Source organism: Streptomyces siamensis, assembly GCF_039543605.1.
Lineage (GTDB): Bacteria > Actinomycetota > Actinomycetes > Streptomycetales > Streptomycetaceae > Streptomyces > Streptomyces siamensis.
Genome location: NZ_BAABKB010000030.1, coordinates 366,570 through 385,201, shown reverse-complemented (window position 1 = coordinate 385,201; position 18,632 = coordinate 366,570). Strand labels below are relative to the sequence as shown.

The 18,632-nt window shown below is 73.3% G+C and carries 18 protein-coding genes; 9 read left to right on the top strand and 9 right to left on the bottom strand.

The window, feature by feature from the left end; all coding sequences use genetic code 11:
- Nucleotides 1-205: 205 nt before the first annotated feature.
- Nucleotides 206-550, bottom strand: a complete 345-nt coding sequence (locus tag ABEB03_RS32535) for a hypothetical protein (RefSeq protein ID WP_095936253.1) — start codon at nt 548-550, stop codon at nt 206-208.
- A gap of 110 nt (nt 551-660) precedes the next feature.
- Between ABEB03_RS32535 and ABEB03_RS32530 the strand changes: the two genes are divergently transcribed.
- Nucleotides 661-978, top strand: a complete 318-nt coding sequence (locus tag ABEB03_RS32530) for a hypothetical protein (protein ID WP_345656397.1) — start codon at nt 661-663, stop codon at nt 976-978.
- A 38-nt stretch (nt 979-1,016) separates the two neighbouring features.
- On the top strand, nt 1,017-1,766 hold the full coding sequence (locus ABEB03_RS32525) for a DUF2625 family protein (protein ID WP_345656396.1): 750 nt from the start codon (nt 1,017-1,019) through the stop codon (nt 1,764-1,766).
- A gap of 203 nt (nt 1,767-1,969) precedes the next feature.
- On the opposite strand, the gene ABEB03_RS32520 is transcribed toward ABEB03_RS32525, so the two are convergent.
- From ABEB03_RS32520 to ABEB03_RS32500, 5 genes are all read right to left on the bottom strand, one after another.
- Nucleotides 1,970-3,772, bottom strand: a complete 1,803-nt coding sequence (locus ABEB03_RS32520; RefSeq protein ID WP_345656395.1) for a DEAD/DEAH box helicase — start codon at nt 3,770-3,772, stop codon at nt 1,970-1,972.
- Nucleotides 3,773-3,906: 134 nt separating this feature from the next.
- The gene (locus tag ABEB03_RS32515) at nt 3,907-4,110 is read right to left on the bottom strand and encodes a cold-shock protein (protein WP_037661310.1); all 204 of its coding nucleotides are present in this window, start codon (nt 4,108-4,110) and stop codon (nt 3,907-3,909) included.
- Between the two features lie 218 nt (nt 4,111-4,328).
- Nucleotides 4,329-5,867, bottom strand: a complete 1,539-nt coding sequence (hutH, locus tag ABEB03_RS32510) for a histidine ammonia-lyase (RefSeq protein WP_345656472.1) — start codon at nt 5,865-5,867, stop codon at nt 4,329-4,331.
- A 132-nt stretch (nt 5,868-5,999) separates the two neighbouring features.
- Nucleotides 6,000-7,151, bottom strand: a complete 1,152-nt coding sequence (locus ABEB03_RS32505) for a GGDEF domain-containing protein (protein WP_345656394.1) — start codon at nt 7,149-7,151, stop codon at nt 6,000-6,002.
- A gap of 411 nt (nt 7,152-7,562) precedes the next feature.
- Nucleotides 7,563-8,393 (bottom strand): enoyl-CoA hydratase/isomerase family protein, encoded by an 831-nt coding sequence (locus ABEB03_RS32500; protein WP_095936246.1) that lies wholly within the window; start codon nt 8,391-8,393, stop codon nt 7,563-7,565.
- Between the two features lie 204 nt (nt 8,394-8,597).
- Between ABEB03_RS32500 and ABEB03_RS32495 the strand changes: the two genes are divergently transcribed.
- On the top strand, nt 8,598-9,878 hold the full coding sequence (locus tag ABEB03_RS32495; RefSeq protein ID WP_345656393.1) for a hypothetical protein: 1,281 nt from the start codon (nt 8,598-8,600) through the stop codon (nt 9,876-9,878).
- A gap of 85 nt (nt 9,879-9,963) precedes the next feature.
- Here ABEB03_RS32495 and ABEB03_RS32490 read toward each other — a convergent pair whose 3' ends face one another.
- Together ABEB03_RS32490 and ABEB03_RS32485 are read right to left on the bottom strand one after the other, a co-directional pair.
- A complete protein-coding gene (locus ABEB03_RS32490; protein WP_425589332.1) occupies nt 9,964-11,226 on the bottom strand; it encodes an adenylate/guanylate cyclase domain-containing protein in 1,263 nt (420 codons plus the stop codon).
- 150 nt (nt 11,227-11,376) lie between these two features.
- The gene (locus ABEB03_RS32485; protein ID WP_345656392.1) at nt 11,377-12,252 is read right to left on the bottom strand and encodes a biotin--[acetyl-CoA-carboxylase] ligase; all 876 of its coding nucleotides are present in this window, start codon (nt 12,250-12,252) and stop codon (nt 11,377-11,379) included.
- Nucleotides 12,253-12,388: 136 nt separating this feature from the next.
- Between ABEB03_RS32485 and ABEB03_RS32480 the strand changes: the two genes are divergently transcribed.
- The 4 genes from ABEB03_RS32480 (at nt 12,389) to ABEB03_RS32465 (ending at nt 15,179) form a co-directional block, all read left to right on the top strand.
- Entirely contained in the window at nt 12,389-13,981 is a 1,593-nt protein-coding gene (locus tag ABEB03_RS32480) for an acyl-CoA carboxylase subunit beta (RefSeq protein WP_345656391.1), read from the top strand.
- A 26-nt stretch (nt 13,982-14,007) separates the two neighbouring features.
- Nucleotides 14,008-14,217 carry an acyl-CoA carboxylase epsilon subunit gene (locus tag ABEB03_RS32475; RefSeq protein WP_028802995.1) on the top strand — a complete coding sequence of 70 codons (210 nt, stop codon included), beginning with the start codon at nt 14,008-14,010 and terminating at the stop codon, nt 14,215-14,217.
- A 145-nt stretch (nt 14,218-14,362) separates the two neighbouring features.
- The gene (gene mmpB, locus ABEB03_RS32470) at nt 14,363-14,491 is read left to right on the top strand and encodes a morphogenic membrane protein MmpB (RefSeq protein WP_095936324.1); all 129 of its coding nucleotides are present in this window, start codon (nt 14,363-14,365) and stop codon (nt 14,489-14,491) included.
- A 67-nt stretch (nt 14,492-14,558) separates the two neighbouring features.
- Complete coding sequence (locus tag ABEB03_RS32465) at nt 14,559-15,179, top strand: Maf family protein (RefSeq protein WP_345656390.1); 621 nt, start codon at nt 14,559-14,561, stop codon at nt 15,177-15,179.
- Here the strand turns inward: ABEB03_RS32465 and ABEB03_RS32460 are convergent, their stop codons facing one another.
- Nucleotides 15,180-15,671, bottom strand: coding sequence for a hypothetical protein (locus ABEB03_RS32460; RefSeq protein ID WP_095936241.1), 492 nt, complete (start codon nt 15,669-15,671; stop codon nt 15,180-15,182). It lies immediately after the preceding gene.
- 355 nt (nt 15,672-16,026) lie between these two features.
- Here ABEB03_RS32460 and ABEB03_RS32455 point away from each other — a divergent pair, with 355 nt between their 5' ends.
- A complete protein-coding gene (locus tag ABEB03_RS32455; RefSeq protein ID WP_345656389.1) occupies nt 16,027-17,799 on the top strand; it encodes an acetyl/propionyl/methylcrotonyl-CoA carboxylase subunit alpha in 1,773 nt (590 codons plus the stop codon).
- 277 nt (nt 17,800-18,076) lie between these two features.
- Nucleotides 18,077-18,622 (top strand): TetR/AcrR family transcriptional regulator, encoded by a 546-nt coding sequence (locus ABEB03_RS32450; protein ID WP_345656470.1) that lies wholly within the window; start codon nt 18,077-18,079, stop codon nt 18,620-18,622.
- Nucleotides 18,623-18,632 lie beyond the last annotated feature (10 nt).

Below are 18,632 nucleotides of genomic sequence, written 5' to 3'. Positions count from 1 at the left end.
GTCGCCGAATAACCAAATGTCTCGAACAGCCCCGTAGGAACCATCAACGCTACGACCGGTTCGTCCCGTTCCACACCTCTCGGAGGTGTGGGGCACACCACGTTCGGACATGCGCCGCGTGGTGCGGATGCGGTCAGTGCGTCTGGTGAGACGAAGAAACCCCGGACGGCGGTTGCCGCCCGGGGTCACGTTTCCCCAAGCCGCGTCAGCCGAGCGTGTCTTCCTCGTCGTCCTCGTCAGCATCATCCTCGTCGAGGTCCCAGTCGGGCGAATCGGGGTCGTATTCGATGGGCTCGCTGCTCCAGGACGCCTGCGCGAGCTCGATCCCGGGCACTTCGCTGACCAGGTCGAACGGGTCCACCAGATAGGCGAGGGCCTCGGCCGTGTCTTCCGTCACTGCGTTCTCGGCGTGCGCGCGCTCGTCCGCGGGCATGTCGGTGTCGCCGGCGATACGCCGCAGCGCGGCCTTGGTCACGGCGTCGGCGTCGTCGATCTCCAGCACGAGTTCGACACGAAGCCGTACAAACTGTGATGTCTCAGGAGTACTCATGGGACGGAGCGTAAGGCCCAGGGGTTGCGCGACTTTCCCACGACCCGCGCCTTTCATTAGCATCGCCCCACACGGCCAATTCGCCCGCGCCACAAGGGGATCGATATTTCGTGTCCGCCGCACGTCGATCGTTGCTGACCGCCACCGCAGCCGGGACCCTCCTGGGTGCCCTGTGGTTCGTCCCGTCCGCCAACGCGACCCAGGACCAACCCAGTCCGGGCGTCTCGGCGTCGGCCACCGCGACGACGACCCCCGAGGCACGCACCGCGACGGACTCGGACACGCAGTCCGACGGGACCCACACCCAGCTCGCCGACACCGGAAGCGTCGACACGACGCCGTACGTCGTCGGCGGCACCCTCTTCCTCGCCCTGGGCGCCGGATTCGTGACGTACTCGGTGCGCCGCGAGCGCACGATGGCCTGCTGAGCGCAGAACTCCGGTCCGGACCGACCCACGGGGAATCCATGCGAGACCTGACCGAGCTGACCGACGTCGAGGAGCCCTCCTGGCCGCTCCTGTCCGAGGCACTCGCCGCGAGCGGGGTGTCCATGGACGTCCTGCCCGCGGACCCGGCGCTGGGGCGCGCCACCCTGCTCCAGCTCCAGGTCACCGCGCGGTCCTGGCTGGGCGGTCTGGTGCTCAACTGCGGTGGCCTGGTGCTGGACAGCGGCTGGCTGCGCATCTACGGCAGCCCGGCCGCCGACACCTCCACGGGACTGCCCGGTGCGTCGGCGGACCTGCCGAGCCTGGCCGAGGTCAATGAGTTCCCCGAGCGGTTCGACCCGTCCTGGCGCCCCGCGAACGGACTCGTCGTCGGCCACGACGTGCTGGGCGGGGTCTTCCTCGTCAACGGCGCCGACCCGCAAGCGGCGGGCCGCCCCGGACGCCCCGGCGAGATCGTCTACTTCGCGCCGGACTCGCTGCGCTGGGAGGCCCTCGAAGTGGGCCACGGGGAGTGGCTCGACTGGTTCCTGCGCGAGGGCACCGACCGGTTCTACGACACCCTGCGCTGGCCGGGCTGGCGTGCCGAGTCCGGCCTCCTGGGCGGGACGCAGGGCCTCTCCGTCGTCCCGTTCCTGTGGTCGGCCGAGGCCCGCCGCGACCTGCACTCGACCAGCCGTCGCGCGGTGCCGCTGGCCGAAATCCTCCAGCTCCACCGGGATTTCGCCCTGAAGCTCGACAAGGTCGACCCCGGCTTCTTCGGCAGCCCCTGACACCGGTCCTGGCCCAGGGCCCGCCGGGTCCCCGGGGCGGTGCGGCGCCGCTCCCCCGGCGAGGCGGCCCGGCCGGGCGGCTCGCCGGGACAGGCCGGCGGGGCGGCCCGGAACCCGCCGCGCACCGGGCCGCTGCCGCGTGCCGGCCGGGCGCGGCACCTGCTGGCCCCACCCGGAGCCGCCAACGGGCTTCTGCGGGCGCGCTACGCGGCCCTGCGGCCGCCGCCGTCCCTGCCTCCGCCGTCCCTGCCGCCACGGCCGGCGCCACCACGGCTCTGCCCGCCGCGGCCGCGACCGCCGCCGCCGCTCTGCGCCACGGCATCCTGGCCACGACCCGTGCGGCGTCGCGGAGCGCGCCCGGCGCCGTCCGTGCGGGCCGAGCCCGTACCGCCCTCGGCCGTCGCACGGCGTCCGCCGCCGTCACCGGAACCGCCGCGGCGTCCCGTGCCCGTACGGGTCCTGGAACGCGGCTTCGGCTGCTCGGCGGGCTGCGGCACCTCGATGACCACGGGCACGCCGGAGGGCTCGCGCGCTCCGGTCAGACGGGTCAGCTCCTCGTCGCCGGACCTGACACGGGCGGTGCGCGGGGTGATGCCGGCGTCGGACATCAGCCGGGTCATCTCCCGCTTCTGCTCCGGGAGTACGAGAGTGACGACGCTGCCGGACTCGCCCGCGCGCGCGGTGCGTCCGCCGCGGTGCAGATAGTCCTTGTGGTCGGTGGGCGGGTCCACGTTGACGACCAGGTCGAGGTCGTCGATGTGGATGCCGCGGGCCGCCACGTTGGTGGCGACCAGCGCGGTGACCTGGCCGTTCTTGAACTGGTCGAGGGTGCGGTTGCGCTGCGGCTGGCTGCGCCCGCCGTGCAGCGCGGACGCCCGTACGCCGTTGGCGAGCAGCCGCTTGGTGAAACGGTCGGCGCCGCGCTTGGTGTCGACGAAGAGGATCACCCGGCCGTCGCGCGCCGCGATCCGCAGGGCGACGGCCTTCTTGTCGGTCTCGTCGGCCACGTGCAGCACGTGGTGCTCCATGGTGGTCACCGCGCCCGCCGACGGGTCGACGGAGTGCACCACGGGGTCGGTGAGGAACATCCGCACGAGACGGTCGATGTTCTTGTCGAGCGTCGCCGAGAACAGCAGTCGCTGACCGTCCGGCTCGACCTGCCGCAGCAGCGCCGTGACCTGCGGCAAAAAGCCCATGTCGGCCATCTGGTCGGCCTCGTCGAGGACGGTGATCGCGACCTGGTCCAGGACGCAGTCACCCCGCTCTATGAGGTCCTTGAGGCGGCCCGGAGTGGCCACCAGCACCTCGGCGCCGCGGCGCAGCGCACCGGCCTGGCGGCCGATCGACATCCCGCCGACGGCCGTGGCGACGCGCAGTTGGACGGAGGTCGCGTACGGCGTCAGCGCGTCGTCGACCTGCTGGGCCAGCTCACGGGTGGGCACCAGGACGAGGGCGAGCGGCGCCCTGGGTTCGGCACGGCGGCCCGCGGTGCGCGCCAGCAGGGCGAGCCCGAAGGCCAGCGTCTTGCCCGATCCCGTACGACCGCGGCCGAGGACGTCGCGGCCCGCGAGGGAGTTGGGCAGGGTCGCGCCCTGGATCGGGAAGGGCTCGGTGACACCGTTCGCGGCGAGGGTCTTCGTCAGCGCGGCCGGCATGTCCAGGGCGTCGAAGGAGTCGACGGCGGGCAGTGCGGGCGTGCGGGTCTCGGGCAGGGAGAACTCCTGCGGCGGCGTGACCGGGCGGGTCGCGCCCCTGCCCGCACCACGGCCGGCGCCGCGGCCGCCGTTCCGCGCGGCACCACCCGTCCGAGCCGCACCGCCGGACCTGGCGGAACCGCCGGTCCTCGCGGAACCACCGCTGCGTGCCGGGCCGTCGGACTTCGCGCCGCCGTTCTGCACGGCGCCGCCGCTCCTCGTGGCACCGCCGTTGTGGGCGGCGCCGCCGTTCTGGGCGTCGCCACGTGCGCGTGTCGGCCGCTTACGGGCGGGACGTTCGGATCGAGTCATGCTGGATCTGGTTTTCCTTCCTGGGCCCCACGGACTGCACGCACCGAGCCCGTCCGCGGACGGGCGTTCACAGCACGAGCCGGGGCCCGCACCCGAAGGTGCGGGCCCCGGCTCCGGAAAAGCGCGACCCCGGATCAGGCGGGGACGATGTTCTCCGCCTGCAGGCCCTTCTGGCCCTGCGTGACGTCGAACGAGACCTTCTGGCCCTCCAGCAGCTCACGGAAGCCGGAGCTCGCGATGTTGGAGTAGTGGGCGAAGACGTCGGGGCCGCCGCCGTCCTGCTCGATGAAGCCGAAGCCCTTTTCCGAGTTGAACCACTTCACGGTTCCTGTAGCCATGTTGTTCTCCCGAACAGGTAAGGGTCCCATCCGGAGATGCACCGGGAAAATGCCGGAGATGCCGGTAAAACAAAACGCGCCTGCGGAAGATTCCGATCAGGCGCACAAAGTAAATGGGTACCAAAACGTATCAATGCGAGACCCTAGCACACCGGGGAAGGCAGCCCGGTACGAAGGGGCGCCGACGGACGGCGCCCCTTCGCATGTCACGGGGTCCGCTACTGGAGCGGACCGGTGACCGGTTCCACAGCCGTCAGCACCCCGCCCGCGCGCACGAACGCGTCCGCCGCCTCCAGGTCGGGGGCCAGGAAGCGGTCCGGCCCGGGGCCCTGCACGCCGGCCGCGCGGACGGCGTCGATGACCGCCCGCGTCGCGGGGGCCGGGGCCAGGCCTTCACGCAGCTCGATCGCGCGCGTGGCGGCGTACAGCTCGATGGCGACGATGCGGGTCAGATTGCCCACGGCGGTGCGCAGCTTGCGCGCCGCGGACCAGCCCATGGAGACGTGGTCCTCCTGCATCGCCGAGGACGGGATGGAGTCCGCGGAGGCCGGGACGGCGAGGCGCTTCATCTCGCTCACCAGGGCGGCCTGCGTGTACTGGGCGATCATCAGGCCCGAGTCGACGCCGGCGTCGTCCGCGAGGAAGGGCGGCAGCCCGTGCGAACGGTTCTTGTCGAGGAGCCGGTCGGTGCGGCGCTCGGCGATGGAGCCGAGGTCGGCGGCGGCGATCGCGAGGAAGTCGAGCACGTAGGCGACGGGGGCGCCGTGGAAGTTGCCGTTCGACTCGACGCGGCCGTCGGGCAGTACGACCGGATTGTCGACCGCCGAGGCCAGCTCGCGCTCGGCGACCGTGCGCGCGTGCGCGAGGGTGTCGCGGCCCGCGCCGGCGACCTGCGGCGCGCAGCGCACGGAGTAGGCGTCCTGGACGCGCGGGGCGTCGTCCTGGTGGTGCCCGGTGAGCTCCGAACCCTTCAGCACGGCCAGCATGTTGGCGGCGCTGGCGCCCTGTCCGGGGTGCGGGCGGATGGCGTGCAGTTCGGGCGCGAGGACCTTGTCGGTGCCGAGCAGCGCTTCGAGCGAGAGGGCGGCCGTGACGTCGGCCGACTTGTACAGCGCCTCCAGGTCGGCGAGGGCCATGACCAGCATGCCGAGCATGCCGTCGGTGCCGTTCAGGAGGGCGAGTCCCTCCTTCTCGCGGAGCTCCACGGGGGTGATGCCGTGTTCGGCGAGGAGCTCGCCGGCGGGGCGGACGGTGCCGTCGGGGCCCTCCGCGTCGCCCTCGCCCATGAGCGTGAGCGCGCAGTGGGACAGTGGCGCCAGGTCGCCGGAGCAGCCGAGCGAGCCGTACTCGTGGACGACCGGGGTGATGCCGGCGTTCAGGATGTCCGCCATGGTCTGCGCGACCTCGGGGCGTACGCCCGTGTGGCCGGAGCAGACGGTCTTGAGCCGCAGGAACATCAGCGCGCGGACGACCTCGCGCTCGACGCGCGGACCCATCCCGGCCGCGTGCGAGCGGACGATGTTGCGCTGCAGCTGGGCGCGCAGCTCCTGGCTGATGTGCCGGGTCGCGAGGGCGCCGAACCCGGTGGAGACGCCGTAGACGGGCTCCGGCTTGGCCGCCAGCGCGTCCACGATCTCGCGGGCCGCGGCGAGGGCCGCCACCGCCTCGCCGGAGAGCTCGATCCGGGCGTCGTCGCGCGCCACGGCAAGAACGTCGGACGCGGTGACCCCGGACGTCCCCACCACCACAGTGTGCATATCCATATTCAGGAGCGTACGCAGTGAATTCGTTGATGTCACTAGTGGGTGCCGGGTTGACCCCTTACTCCGGCGAACGTCACAGCGGACCTCCGGAAGTCCCGGGTCGCCCGGTTCGCGACGGCGGGCAGGTCAGGGGCGCAGCTGGTGGCGTCCACGGAAGCGGCGGCGCTCCCCCTCGGTGGGCGACGGAGCGTCCGCGAGCTGCACGACCGGGTCGTCGGGGCCCTCGCGCCCGGCGACGACGGGCCGTGCCGCGCGGACGGCCTTGGCCCGGTACTGGGCCGCGTCCGCGAGCCGGAAGAGCCGGCGGGCGGACCGTACGGGCCCGATCGCCTCCTCGGTCGAGGCGACCCCGCACGCCACACCCTCGCCGAGCTCCAACTCGGCCGCACGGCGGCACAGTTCGTCGGCGATCCGTACCACGGCCGCCGCCGGGGGGCCCACCGCCAGCAGACAGAACTCGTCGCCGCCGAGGCGGGCGGCCAGGGTGCCCGGAAGCATGGCCCCGCACAGGGACAGCACCGACCCGAACCGTTCGAGGAGCCGGTCGCCGACCGCGTGCCCGCGGGTGTCGTTGACACGCTTGAGCCCGTTCAGGTCGCAGACCACGAGGCTCACCACGACGCCGTCCTTCTTGTACTGCTCGACCGCTTCGTCGAGGCGCATGTCGACGGCGCGGCGGTTGGCGAGCCCGGTGAGGGAGTCCGTGAACGCCAGCCGCCGCGCCTCCTCCAGGCGTTCGGTCTGCGCTATCCCGGCGGCGACGACGGAGGCGAGCACGGTCGCGAAGTCGGCGTCGGCCCGGTCGAAGACCGGGGTACCGGCGGAGCGGGCCACGTACAGCTCGCCCCAGGCCCGGCCGTGCAGGACGATCGGGGCGACCACGCAGCAGCCGCGCCCCCGGCGGCGCAGTGCGGCGACGCGCTGGTGGCAGTACCCGGCGCCGCCGCCCGCCGGGCCGTCGGCGGTCTCCACCCAGGCGTTCGGGCCACCGCCGCCCGCCCAGCGCTCGTGCAGGAACTCGGTGATCTCCGGGAACTGGTGCACCGGATAGGACTCCCCGTCCGGGAACTCGGCCTCGTCCGCCGCCCGGTCACCCACGTTGGCGAGCACCCTCAGCCGCCCGAGCTCGCGCTCCCACACGGAGAGCGCGGCGAAGCTTCCGGCCAGCGCGTGGCACGCGCCGAGGGCCGCGGCCCGCCACGACTCGCGCGGGGTGCGTGCCGCCGCCATCCCCTGCGCCAGCTCCACCACGGCCTTCAGCCGACTGTCCTCACCCATCACCCCAGGCTAGGTAAAAACATGGCATTTAGGGACATTGATACGGCGAACAGGGGTCCGAGCAGGCGGGCACGGCCGGAAGGGACCCGAGGGGGAGCCCGGCGGGAACCACCCGGGGCGCCGGAGGGAGCCGCCGGGAGGGGCCCGGAGGGGGTCACCGGAAGGGGGCCGGCGCGAACCGCCCGAAGCGTCGGAGGGAACCCCCGGGCACGGCTCGGCGCGAACCGCCCGAAGCGTCGGAGGGAACCCCCCGGAAGGGGCTCGGTGCGCACCACCTCAGGCGTCGGAGGAGACGCCGGAGACGGCGGCCGGGCCGCCCGGGGCGCCGGAGGGAGCCGCCGGAAGAGACGGGGAGGCCCCGGCGGGAGCCCTACCGGGCGTCCCCGCCGGACAGACGCCGGCAGGCCCTTCTCACTCGCCGGGCCACTGCGGGGCACGCTTCTCGTTGAACGCCGCCACGCCCTCGGCCCGGTCCCCCGAGAAGGCGACCGACCGCCATGCGGAGTCCTCGACCTCCAGGCCCGCACGCAGGTCCAGGCCGTGCCCGAGGCGCAGCGCCCGCTTGGCCGCGCGCAGGCCGACGGGGGAGTTCGCGGCGATGCGCGCGGCGAGCGCGAGGGCCTCCGCCGTGTCCCGCCCCGCCTCCACCAGCTCGTCCACGAGACCCAACTCCCGCGCTTCGGCCGCCTCCAGGCGCCGCGCCGAGAAGATGAGCTCGGCCGCGCGGGCCGCACCGACGCGCCGGGGCAGCAGTTGCGTGCCGCCACCGCCGGGGATCACCCCGACGGACACCTCGGGCAGCCCGACGACCGCCGTGCGGTCGGCCACGATCAGGTCGCACGACAGCGCCAGCTCGAACCCGCCGCCCAGCGCGAAGCCGTGCACGGCCGCGATGGTCGGCATCGGCAGCTCCAGGACGCCCGTGTACGCGGCCCGCGCGACCGGGCGCTGCCGCACCAGGTCGGCGTCGGTGAAGGAATTGCGCTCCTTCAGGTCGGCGCCGACGCAGAAGGCCCGCTCATGGGTGGACGCGAGCACCACCACGCGTACGTCCCGGTCGGCGGCGAGCGCGTCGCAGGCCCCGGCGATCGAGCGGGCCATCTCGGTGGACACCGCGTTCATGGCCTTGGGCCGGTCGAGGGCGAGCTCGGCGACGTGCCCGTGCCGCCGTACGGCGACGAACTCCCCGAACCGCCGCTCGTCGACCTGCTCCGTCGTCGACTCCGGCCCCTGCTCCGCCATGACGCCCTCCCGGTTAACGTGGGTTAACAACCGACGCCCCGATCATCGCAGCCGATGCCGCCCCAGGAAACCCGCTCCCCCGCCCCGTACGTCCCCGTTCGGGTGACATCCGGCCCAACTCCCGCCCATCGCGCGCGAACCGTGCATAACCTGCGCACCGCCACAGCGCTTCGGGGGGCGCGGGCACGTAGGGGAGGGACGACCATGACGAACGGCCGTACGACAGACGTCGGCAGGACCCGCCCGGAACCTCAGGCCGGCCCCACGAAGAACAGCGCGCCCCGGACCGGACCCGCGCCGGCCCGCACGACAGATCCGGCTCCTTCCGGAACGGCCCCGGCCCCCACCGCCGCGGCCCGACCGGCCGACCTCACCCGCACACCCACCGACACGACCGGGAACGCCACCCGCGGGGCCGCCGACGGCGACGGGTCGCCGGTCGGTGCCACGTCCAGGGCCGGCACGGACACCGGCGGCACCCCAAAGAGCGGGGCGGCCGTCGGCGGCACCCCGCGGGCCGACAGCACCGGCACCCGCCCCGCACCCCCCGGCACAGCCGGGAACGGGCCCGCGCGGACCGGCACGGGCGGCACGCGGCGCACCTCGGCTGCCGCACACGCCGACGGCGCCCCGGAGAGCGATACGGCCTCAGACGACACCTGGCAGGGCCGTGCACACGACAGCGGCGCCGCGGAGAGCGACACGGCCGCCGGCGGCGCCACGGAGGGCGCCTCGGGCAGCCCTCGGCGCTCCGGAAGCGGTGGTGCCGGCGCGAAGGGCGGCCCGGTCCGGTCCGCCCCCGTGGCGGACGGTGCCCGCGGGACCCGCACCGAGTCCTCGGGGCCCCGCCCTCGCGAGGGGGCGCCGAAGTCCGGGGACGCCGCCGTCACGCCCGGGCGGTTCCGCCCCGTGCGGGGCCGGCACCGCAGGCCGCGGCCGCGGCGGGTGCTCTTCGCCGTGGGGGGACTCGCGCTCGCCGCGGGGGTGCTGAGCCTCGCGCGGGTGGCCCCCGACTCGGTGATCGGGGGCGGCGGGAGCGCGGAGGCCGAGCCGCGCGCGGGGAACGCCACCGACCCCGCGGGCTCGGCGGGGTCCGCCGTCACCACGGTGGAGGCGGTGCCCTCGGCGCGATCGACCGCCGCCACGGCGTCCGGCGTGATGGGCGGTGCCGCCACGACTCCGGCGTCGGACGACGGCGCCACGCCCACGGCGCCCCCGACGACGCCCTCGGCCGTCCCGACGACGCCGTGGCCCCACGGCAGTGCCGTCGCGAGCGACGCACCGGGCGCGACGGGCATCCCCTCCGTGCCGATGACCACCCCGCCGCCGCGGGCGACGACCGCTCCGGCCACTCCGCAGCCGACGCCGGGCACCAGCAGTCACGCCCCGGCGCCGCGGCCCGAGCCGCCGGGCGTCTGCGTCCCGATCGTCGGCATCTGTGTGCACGGGCTGTCGGCGCCCGGGCTCCCGGGTCTGCCCGGATGAGCGGCGGACGGCCCGGCCGGTGCCCCGGTGTCCGGCCCGCCCCGACGACCGGCCCACGGCCGGGCCGGTGCGCGGATGCCCGGGGCTACGACTCGGTGTCCCGGCGTGCGAGCAGCCACGGCTCGATCACACCGAGGCCACGCACCGGGCGCTGCCACATCGGCTGGAGGGCGAAGCGGTAGGTGGGCGGCTCCTCGCCCTCCTTCTCGGCGGTGGCCGCGGCCTCGGCGGCCTCCGCCTCGGAGGCGGGGGCCTCGCCGGTGCGGATCAGTTCCTCCGCGAACGCGCCGTCCACCAGGACGGCGTCGCGCGGCGCTATCGACGTGAGCCGGCTCGCGAGGTTCACGGTGGTGCCGAACACGTCGCCCATCCGCGTGGTCACCGTGCCGAAAGCGATGCCGACGCGCAGCTCGGGCATCGTCTCGTCGTGCGCCATCGTCTCGATGAGCCGCAGCGCGATCTCGGCGGCGATCCCGGCGTCGTCCGCCGCGTACAGCACCTCGTCGCCCAGGGTCTTGATGAGGCGTCCCCCGTGCGCGGCCACCAGGTCGGCCGCCGTGGTCTCGAAGGCCTCGACGAGCTCGCCGAGTTCCTCCTCCTCCATGCGGCGGGTCAGCCGGGTGAATCCCACCAGGTCGGCGAAGCCGACGGCGAGGCGCCGGTCGACCATCTCCTCGTCGTCCGCCGCCTGCACGACCCGGCCGGTGGCGGCGGCGAGCTGGCGCCGCCAGACGTAGACGAGGAACTCCTCCAGCTCGGGCAGGAGCAGCTCGATCAGGGGGTACGTCACCTCGGTGCGGGTCATCCCCGGTTCCGGGGGCTCGGTGAGGCCCTCCAGGAAGGAGTCGATCTGCCACTCGGCGAGACGGGCCGTGGTCTGGCCGGTGGAACGGGCGACCTGCACCGCCATGGCCTCGCTGAGCAGCCCCGCCTCGACGAGACCGGCCAGGCGCCGCAGGGCGAGCACGTCCGCCTCGGTGAGCGCCTTGGCCTGCCCGATGTCGGCGAAGCCCATGGCCCGCCAGAAGCGGGACGCCAGCTCCATGGAGACACCGGCGCTGCGAGCCGCCTGGAAGGGCGTGTAGCGGCGCTCCGCGCCGAGGATGAGCCCTTCCAGGCGGAGCGCCAGGGGGTCCTCGCCGTCCTCCGGCTCGGAGGGGAGGTCCACGCGGCCGTTCAGGTCGGTACGGGCGTCGGGACCGGTGGCGGACCCGGCGTCCGGCCGTGTCCCGGGCCGGGCGTCGGCCGGCGAGGGCGACGCGTCGGTGACCGGCCCGGCGGTACGGCCCGGCTCGCCGTCAGGGGCGGGCCGGGCGCCCGCGTCGGAGCCGGTGTCGTCGACGGTCACGCCTGCTGCCCTTCCGATCTGCCGAGGTCAGATATCGGCCGCGCTCAACTCTACGGCAGGTGTGCGCTGGCTCACTCCCGACGCCGGGACCCAGGTCGGGAGGTTTCCACGGGCACCCTCCCGGCCGGGGGTTTTCGGCCGCCGGGGCCCCTACGCGGGCCGCAGGTGCACCACGTCGCCCGCGCCGACGGGCTGCTGCACGCCCGTTTCCGTGGCGATGACCAGCCGGCCGTCCCCGTCCAGCGCGACGGCCTCGCCGGTGATCGAGCGGTCGCCGGGCAGTTCGGCGCGGACCACTCGTCCGAGCGTCGCGCACCCGGCGGCGTACGTCTCCTGGAGACCGGAGGCGACGGGGTCGCCCGCGGCGTCGCGCCACCGCAGGTACCAGTCCTCCAGGGACCGCAGCACGGCCCGCAGGACGGTGTCACGGTCCGTGCTCACCGCTCCCGCGAGCGCCAGCGACCCGGCACCGGGCACCGGCAGTTCGTCCGCGCGCAGGGTGACGTTGATGCCGATGCCGACCACCACGGAGTCCGTCCCGGCGCGCTCGGCGAGGATGCCTCCGGCCTTGCGTTCCTCCCCCTCGATGGTCACCAGCAGGTCGTTGGGCCACTTGAGTGCCGTGTCGACACCGGCGGCGCGGGACAGCGCGGTCGCGACGGCGACGCCGGTGAGCAGCGGCAGCCAGCCCCAGCGCTCGACGGGGACCCCGGTGGGCTTGAGCAGGACGGAGAAGAAGAGGCCGGAGCGGGCGGGCGCCGTCCAGCTGCGGTCGAGACGGCCGCGCCCGGCGTTCTGTTCCTCGGCGACGAGGACGGTGCCCTCGTCCGCCTTCCCGTCGCCGGCCAGGGCGACGAGGTCGGAGTTGGTGGATCCGGTGCGCTCCACCACCTGGACATCGCGCCACAGGCTTCCGTGCTCGCCGTCGCGGACGAGCGCCCGGTTCAGGGCGGTGGCGTTCAGGGGCGGCCGGTCCAGGTCGGACCACCGGTTGTCGTTCGCGTCTGAAGCATCTCGCGGCGTCATGCAACCCACCCTAGGTGTGGTAAACGCCGCACTGCTGAACGGTAGGCACGCCACTACGCTACGGATGAGTAGCAAGTCCCCCTTCTGAGCACCTCACCCTCACGTCCCCCTAGAGCAGGCAGGGAGCCGCATCCCGATGTCCGAGCCGGAAGAGCTGCAACACCCCGACATCCACACCACCGCGGGCAAGCTCGCGGACTTGCAGCGCCGCATCCAAGAGGCGACGCACGCCGGCTCGGAGCGCGCCGTCGAGAAGCAGCACGCGAAGGGCAAGCTGACGGCCCGCGAGCGCATCGAACTCCTGATGGACGAGGGGTCCTTCGTCGAGTTCGACGAGTTCGCCCGGCACCGCTCGACCGACTTCGGGCTGGAGAAGAACCGTCCCTACGGCGACGGTGTCGTCACCGGCTACGGCATGGTCGACGGCCGCCCCGTCGCCGTGTTCTCGCAGGACTTCACCGTCTTCGGCGGCGCGCTCGGCGAGGTCTTCGGCCAGAAGATCATGAAGGTGATGGACTTCGCGCTGAAGACCGGCTGCCCGGTCATCGGCATCAACGACTCCGGCGGCGCCCGCATCCAGGAAGGCGTCAGCGCACTGGGCATGTACGGCGAGATCTTCCGCCGCAACACCCATGCCTCCGGCGTCATCCCGCAGATCTCGCTCGTGGTCGGACCCTGCGCGGGCGGAGCGGTCTACTCCCCCGCCATCACCGACTTCACGATCATGGTCGACCAGACCTCGCACATGTTCATCACCGGCCCCGACGTCATCAAGACGGTCACCGGCGAGGACGTCGGCTTCGAGGAACTGGGCGGCGCCCGCACCCACAACGCCACCTCCGGCGTCGCGCACCACATGGCCGGCGACGAGAAGGACGCCATCGAGTACGTCAAGCAGCTCCTGTCGTACCTGCCGTCCAACAACCTCTCCGAGCCTCCCGCGTTCGCCGAGGAGGCCGACCTCGCCCTCACCGACGAGGACCGCGAGCTGGACACCATCGTGCCCGACAGCGCGAACCAGCCGTACGACATGCACACGGTCATCGAACACGTCCTGGACGACGCCGAGTTCTTCGAGACCCAGCCGCTGTTCGCGCCCAACATCCTCACCGGCTTCGGCCGCGTAGAGGGCCACCCCGTCGGCATCGTCGCCAACCAGCCGATGCAGTTCGCCGGCTGCCTGGACATCGACGCCAGCGAGAAGGCCGCCCGGTTCGTGCGCACCTGCGACGCCTTCAACGTCCCGGTCATCACCTTCGTCGACGTCCCCGGCTTCCTGCCCGGCGTCGGCCAGGAGCACGAGGGCATCATCCGCCGTGGCGCCAAGCTGATCTACGCCTACGCCGAGGCCACCGTGCCCCTGATCACGGTCATCACCCGCAAGGCGTTCGGCGGCGCCTACGACGTCATGGGCTCCAAGCACCTCGGCGCCGACATCAACCTGGCCTGGCCCACCGCCCAGATCGCCGTCATGGGCGCCCAGGGCGCGGTCAACATCCTGCACCGCCGCACCATCGCCGCCGCCGAGGACCAGGACGCCACCCGCGCCCGCCTCATCCAGGAGTACGAGGACACGCTCCTCAACCCCTACACGGCCGCCGAACGCGGTTACATCGACGGTGTGATCATGCCCTCGCAGACCCGCTCGCACATCGTCCGCGGCCTGCGTCAGCTGCGCACCAAGCGGGAATCACTCCCTCCGAAGAAGCACGGCAACATCCCGCTCTAGACCCGATCGGACTCCTGGGAGCAGACATGACGATCAAGGTCGTACGGGGCAATCCGACCCCCGAGGAGCTGGCCGCCGCACTGGCGGTGGTCAGGGCGCGCGCCGCGGCGGCGGCCTCCGCCCCGTCGGGCGCGCGCCGCGAGCCGGACGCCTGGGCCGACCCGGCCCGGCTGGCGATGAGCCGCCTGCCGGCCCCAGGGCCGAAGGCGTGGGGCCGCACCTACTGGCCCGGCTAGAACGACGGCCCCGGGTTCGTGGACCGGCCGGCGCGGGACGTCCCGGGCCGGCCGCCGGGACCCGGGGGCCGTGTCCCGCGAGCCCCCCGAAGTTGAGTACGCGTACTCAGGCGCCCGGCCCCCCGCCCGCCGCACGATCGGGGACATGCTGTGGTCCGACCCCGAGAACGAACCCCCCGAGGAACTCCGCGACATGCAGGAGATGTTGCGGCGCCTGGGCATTCTCGTGGCGCTGGCCATGGTGCTCGCGATGATCCTGCTCGGCGTGATGTGAGCCGCCCGGGCGAGCGGAGCGGACGGACACCGGCCGGCGGCCCGGACCGCGCCGATACCCTGAGCGCATGACCGATCAGCCGCGCCGCCGTCTCGTGCTGGCCTCACAGTCCCCCGCCCGGCTCAACCTGCTGCGGCAGGCCGGACTCGCCCCCGAGGTGATCGTGAGCGGGGTGGACGAGGAGGCCGTCAGCGCCCCCACCCCCGCCGAACTCGCCCTCGCGCTGGCCGAGGCGAAGGCCTCCGTCGTCGCGGCCCGCCCCGAGGTGCAGGGCGCCCTGGTGATCGGCTGCGACTCCGTCCTCGACCTGGACGGCCAGGCCCTCGGCAAGCCCGCGGACCGTGAGGAGGCCACCGCGCGCTGGAAGGCGATGCGCGGCCGGGCCGGGACCCTCCAGACGGGGCACTGCGTCTACGACACGGCGGCCAAGCGCTACGCCTCGGCGACCGCGTCCACCGTGGTCCGCTTCGGCGAGCCCACGGACGACGAGATCGCCGCCTACGTCGCCTCGGGCGAACCCCTCCACGTGGCGGGCGCCTTCACCCTCGACGGCCGCTCGGCGCCGTTCATCGAGGGCATCGACGGCGACCACGGCAATGTCATCGGCATCTCGCTGCCGCTCGTGCGCAGGCTCCTCGCAGAGCTGGGCGTCGGCATCACCGAGCTCTGGACGCCGCGGGAGAAGTGATCAGGAGGCGGAGGGGGCCGGAGGGGCCGCGACCGGGGCTCCTCCCCCGTTGTCTCCGTCCTTGCCGCCCTCGGGCACGGCGTCGGCCGGACCGGCCGCCTCACGGCGGTCGTACGCCAGCAGGGTGAACACGATCAGCCCGAGCACGACCATCATGAAGGCGAACGCGCCCCAGCCCACGAGCCCCACCGTGAACGCGCCGAGCAGGCCGTGCACCACGGCGGCGCTGATCAGCAGGACACGCCCGAGAACGCGCGGTGCGCGGTCGCGGAGGGCGACCAGCAGGGCGGTGAGGGCACAGGCCGCGAAGTACAGGCCGAAGACCAGCCCGCCGACCTTCGACGACACGGACATCATGTCGGGGTCGAGCCCTGCCAGGGACATGTCCTGGCGGTCGACGACCACGCCGAGGAACCAGTTCAGCAGCGCGATGCCGATCGCCTCCACGAAGAGCACGATCGCCGTCACCCACGCCACCGGTCTGCGCACCACCGGTCCCCACCCACTTCCGCGTGCTGTTACTCCCAGTACGTTCAAGACATCGCGAACGCTACTAACGGGTAAACCGCGGGACAAGAGGTCTGCGCGGGGCAAAGAATCATTGGGCCATTCGTAGGGACTCCACAAAGAAACCTTGTGGGCCGCAGCACGGAGTCACAGAGACCTTGACCACACCGGAGGGCTAGGGTTCAGGGAAGGATTCCAGCGTGCTGCGGTGCGACAAGGGATTTCGCGGGTCGGTCGAGCCTCGCATCACGCTCCGTGTGGGCAAGCTCACCACTGGGGACGGGTCGAAAGGTCGTGTCGGCTGTCCCTAAACTCGGCTTGTTTCAAGGAGGGAGCCATCGTGCGCAAGGTGCTCATCGCCAACCGTGGCGAAATCGCTGTCCGCGTGGCCCGGGCATGCCGGGATGCCGGGATCGCGAGCGTTGCCGTGTATGCCGAACCGGACCGGGACGCTCTGCATGTCCGTGCGGCGGACGAAGCGTTCGCGTTGGGCGGTGACACCCCGGCCACCAGTTACCTGGACATCGCCAAGGTGCTCCAGGCCGCCAAGGACTCGGGGGCCGACGCGATCCACCCCGGTTACGGCTTCCTGTCCGAGAACGCGGAGTTCGCGCAGGCCGTCCTGGACGCCGACCTGATCTGGATCGGCCCGCCGCCGCACGCCATCCGCGACCTGGGTGACAAGGTCGCCGCCCGGCACATCGCCCAGCGCGCCGGTGCCCCGCTGGTCGCCGGCACCCCCGACCCGGTCTCCGGGGCCGACGAGGTCGTCGCGTTCGCCCAGGAGCACGGCCTGCCCATCGCGATCAAGGCCGCCTTCGGCGGCGGCGGCCGCGGTCTGAAGGTCGCCCGCACCCTCGAAGAGGTCCCGGAGCTGTACGAGTCGGCCGTGCGCGAGGCTGTCGCCGCCTTCGGCCGCGGCGAGTGCTTCGTCGAGCGCTACCTCGACAAGCCCCGCCACGTCGAGACCCAGTGCCTGGCCGACACCCACGGCAACGTGGTCGTCGTCTCGACCCGCGACTGCTCCCTGCAGCGCCGCCACCAGAAGCTCGTCGAGGAAGCTCCCGCCCCCTTCCTGTCCGACGCGCAGGTCCAGGAGCTCTACGCCTCCTCCAAGGCCATCCTCAAGGAGGCCGGCTACGTCGGCGCGGGCACCGTGGAGTTCCTCGTCGGCAACGACGGCACGATCTCCTTCCTCGAGGTCAACACCCGCCTCCAGGTCGAGCACCCGGTCACCGAGGAAGTCGCCGGCATCGACCTGGTCCGCGAGATGTTCCGCATCGCCGACGGCGAGGCCCTCGGATACGACGACCCGGAACTGCGCGGCCACTCCTTCGAGTTCCGCATCAACGGCGAGGACCCGGGCCGCAACTTCCTGCCCGCCCCCGGCACCGTCACCCGTTTCGACCCGCCGACCGGTCCCGGCGTGCGCCTGGACGCCGGCGTCGAGGCCGGCTCCGTGATCGGCCCCGCCTGGGACTCCCTGCTCGCCAAGCTCATCGTCACCGGCGCCACCCGCGAACAGGCCCTGCAGCGCGCCTCCCGCGCCCTGGAGGAGTTCCAGGTCGAGGGCATGGCCACCGCCATCCCCTTCCACCGCGCGGTGGTCAAGGACCCGGCCTTCGCTCCCGAGCTGACCGGCACCACCAACCCGTTCACGGTCCACACCCGCTGGATCGAGACCGAGTTCGTGAACGAGATCAAGCCGTTCGCCGCTCCGGCCGACGCCGAGACCGACGAGGAGCCGGGCCGCGAGACCGTCGTCGTCGAGGTCGGCGGCAAGCGCCTGGAAGTCTCCCTGCCCTCCTCCCTGGGCATGTCGCTGGCCCGCACCGGCCTCGCCGCGGGCGCCAAGCCCAAGCGTCGCGCCGCCAAGAAGTCGGGCCCCGTCGCGTCGGGCGACACCCTGGCCTCCCCCATGCAGGGCACGATCGTCAAGATCGCTGTCGAGGAGGGCCAGGAGGTCAAGGAAGGCGACCTCGTCGTCGTCCTCGAAGCGATGAAGATGGAGCAGCCGCTCAACGCCCACCGCTCCGGCACCGTCAAGGGCCTGTCCGCCGAGGTCGGCGCCTCCGTCACCGCGGGCGCCGCCATCTGCGAGATCAAGGACTGACCCGCGGCCACGGCCGCGGACAACAGCACAGCAGTACCGAACCGGGAGCGCCCGGCGGACCGTGTCGACCGGTCCGCCGGGCGCTCCGGTCCTGTCGGCGGCCCGTCACCGCCCGGGCGTGCGGGTGCCGCCCGGGGCGACCGCCCGCGGGCGCCGATGGCATGCTGGACCGCATCCGCACGGCAGGAGAGGTCAGGTGGCGGCCATGGCGGGCCCGACCGCACGGGAGAGGGCGCACGTCCCCGCGTCCCCGGTAGGCCACGGGGCGCCGCGCGCCATGCGCGCCGACGCCCGGCGCAACCACGAACGGCTGGTCGCCGAGGCCCGGTCCGCGTTCGCCGAGCACGGCACCGACGCGTCCCTGGAGGACGTGGCCCGGCGGGCGGGAGTGGGGATCGGCACGCTGTACCGCCACTTCCCCAATCGGCACTCCCTGATGAGCGCGGTGTTCGAGGACGCGGTCGGCGACCTGCTCGCCCGCTCGCGTGAGCTCCTCCACGCACCGCAGCCGTGCACCGCCCTGGTGGAGTGGCTGCGCGCCATCATCACTCATGCGGGTGAGTACCGCGGGCTCGCGCGTGCCCTCATGTCGGCCGCCCGGGACGACACTTCGGATCTCGCGCGGTGCAGCGGCCCGATGACCGAGGCGGGCAGCGCCCTGCTGCGCCGCGCCCAGGACGCCGGTGCCGTACGCCGCGACGTCTCGATCGGCGATCTGCTCCAGCTGACCAACGCGATCGCGCTGGCCGCCGAGGAGACCCCGGACGAGCCCGAACTGGCGGACCGTCTGCTCGGCCTGACCCTGCGTGGTCTGAAGGCGTGATCCCGCGCGG

Coding starts and splice junctions, on each gene's coding strand:
- ABEB03_RS32535 (WP_095936253.1), bottom strand. CDS start 550: ATGAGTACTCCTGAGACATCACAGTTTGTACGGCTTCGTGTCGAACTC.
- ABEB03_RS32525 (WP_345656396.1), top strand. CDS start 1,017: ATGCGAGACCTGACCGAGCTGACCGACGTCGAGGAGCCCTCCTGGCCG.
- ABEB03_RS32520 (WP_345656395.1), bottom strand. CDS start 3,772: ATGACTCGATCCGAACGTCCCGCCCGTAAGCGGCCGACACGCGCACGT.
- ABEB03_RS32515 (WP_037661310.1), bottom strand. CDS start 4,110: ATGGCTACAGGAACCGTGAAGTGGTTCAACTCGGAAAAGGGCTTCGGC.
- hutH (WP_345656472.1), bottom strand. CDS start 5,867: ATGCACACTGTGGTGGTGGGGACGTCCGGGGTCACCGCGTCCGACGTT.
- ABEB03_RS32505 (WP_345656394.1), bottom strand. CDS start 7,151: ATGGGTGAGGACAGTCGGCTGAAGGCCGTGGTGGAGCTGGCGCAGGGG.
- ABEB03_RS32500 (WP_095936246.1), bottom strand. CDS start 8,393: ATGGCGGAGCAGGGGCCGGAGTCGACGACGGAGCAGGTCGACGAGCGG.
- ABEB03_RS32495 (WP_345656393.1), top strand. CDS start 8,598: ATGACGAACGGCCGTACGACAGACGTCGGCAGGACCCGCCCGGAACCT.
- ABEB03_RS32485 (WP_345656392.1), bottom strand. CDS start 12,252: ATGACGCCGCGAGATGCTTCAGACGCGAACGACAACCGGTGGTCCGAC.
- ABEB03_RS32480 (WP_345656391.1), top strand. CDS start 12,389: ATGTCCGAGCCGGAAGAGCTGCAACACCCCGACATCCACACCACCGCG.
- ABEB03_RS32475 (WP_028802995.1), top strand. CDS start 14,008: ATGACGATCAAGGTCGTACGGGGCAATCCGACCCCCGAGGAGCTGGCC.
- mmpB (WP_095936324.1), top strand. CDS start 14,363: ATGCTGTGGTCCGACCCCGAGAACGAACCCCCCGAGGAACTCCGCGAC.
- ABEB03_RS32465 (WP_345656390.1), top strand. CDS start 14,559: ATGACCGATCAGCCGCGCCGCCGTCTCGTGCTGGCCTCACAGTCCCCC.
- ABEB03_RS32450 (WP_345656470.1), top strand. CDS start 18,077: ATGCGCGCCGACGCCCGGCGCAACCACGAACGGCTGGTCGCCGAGGCC.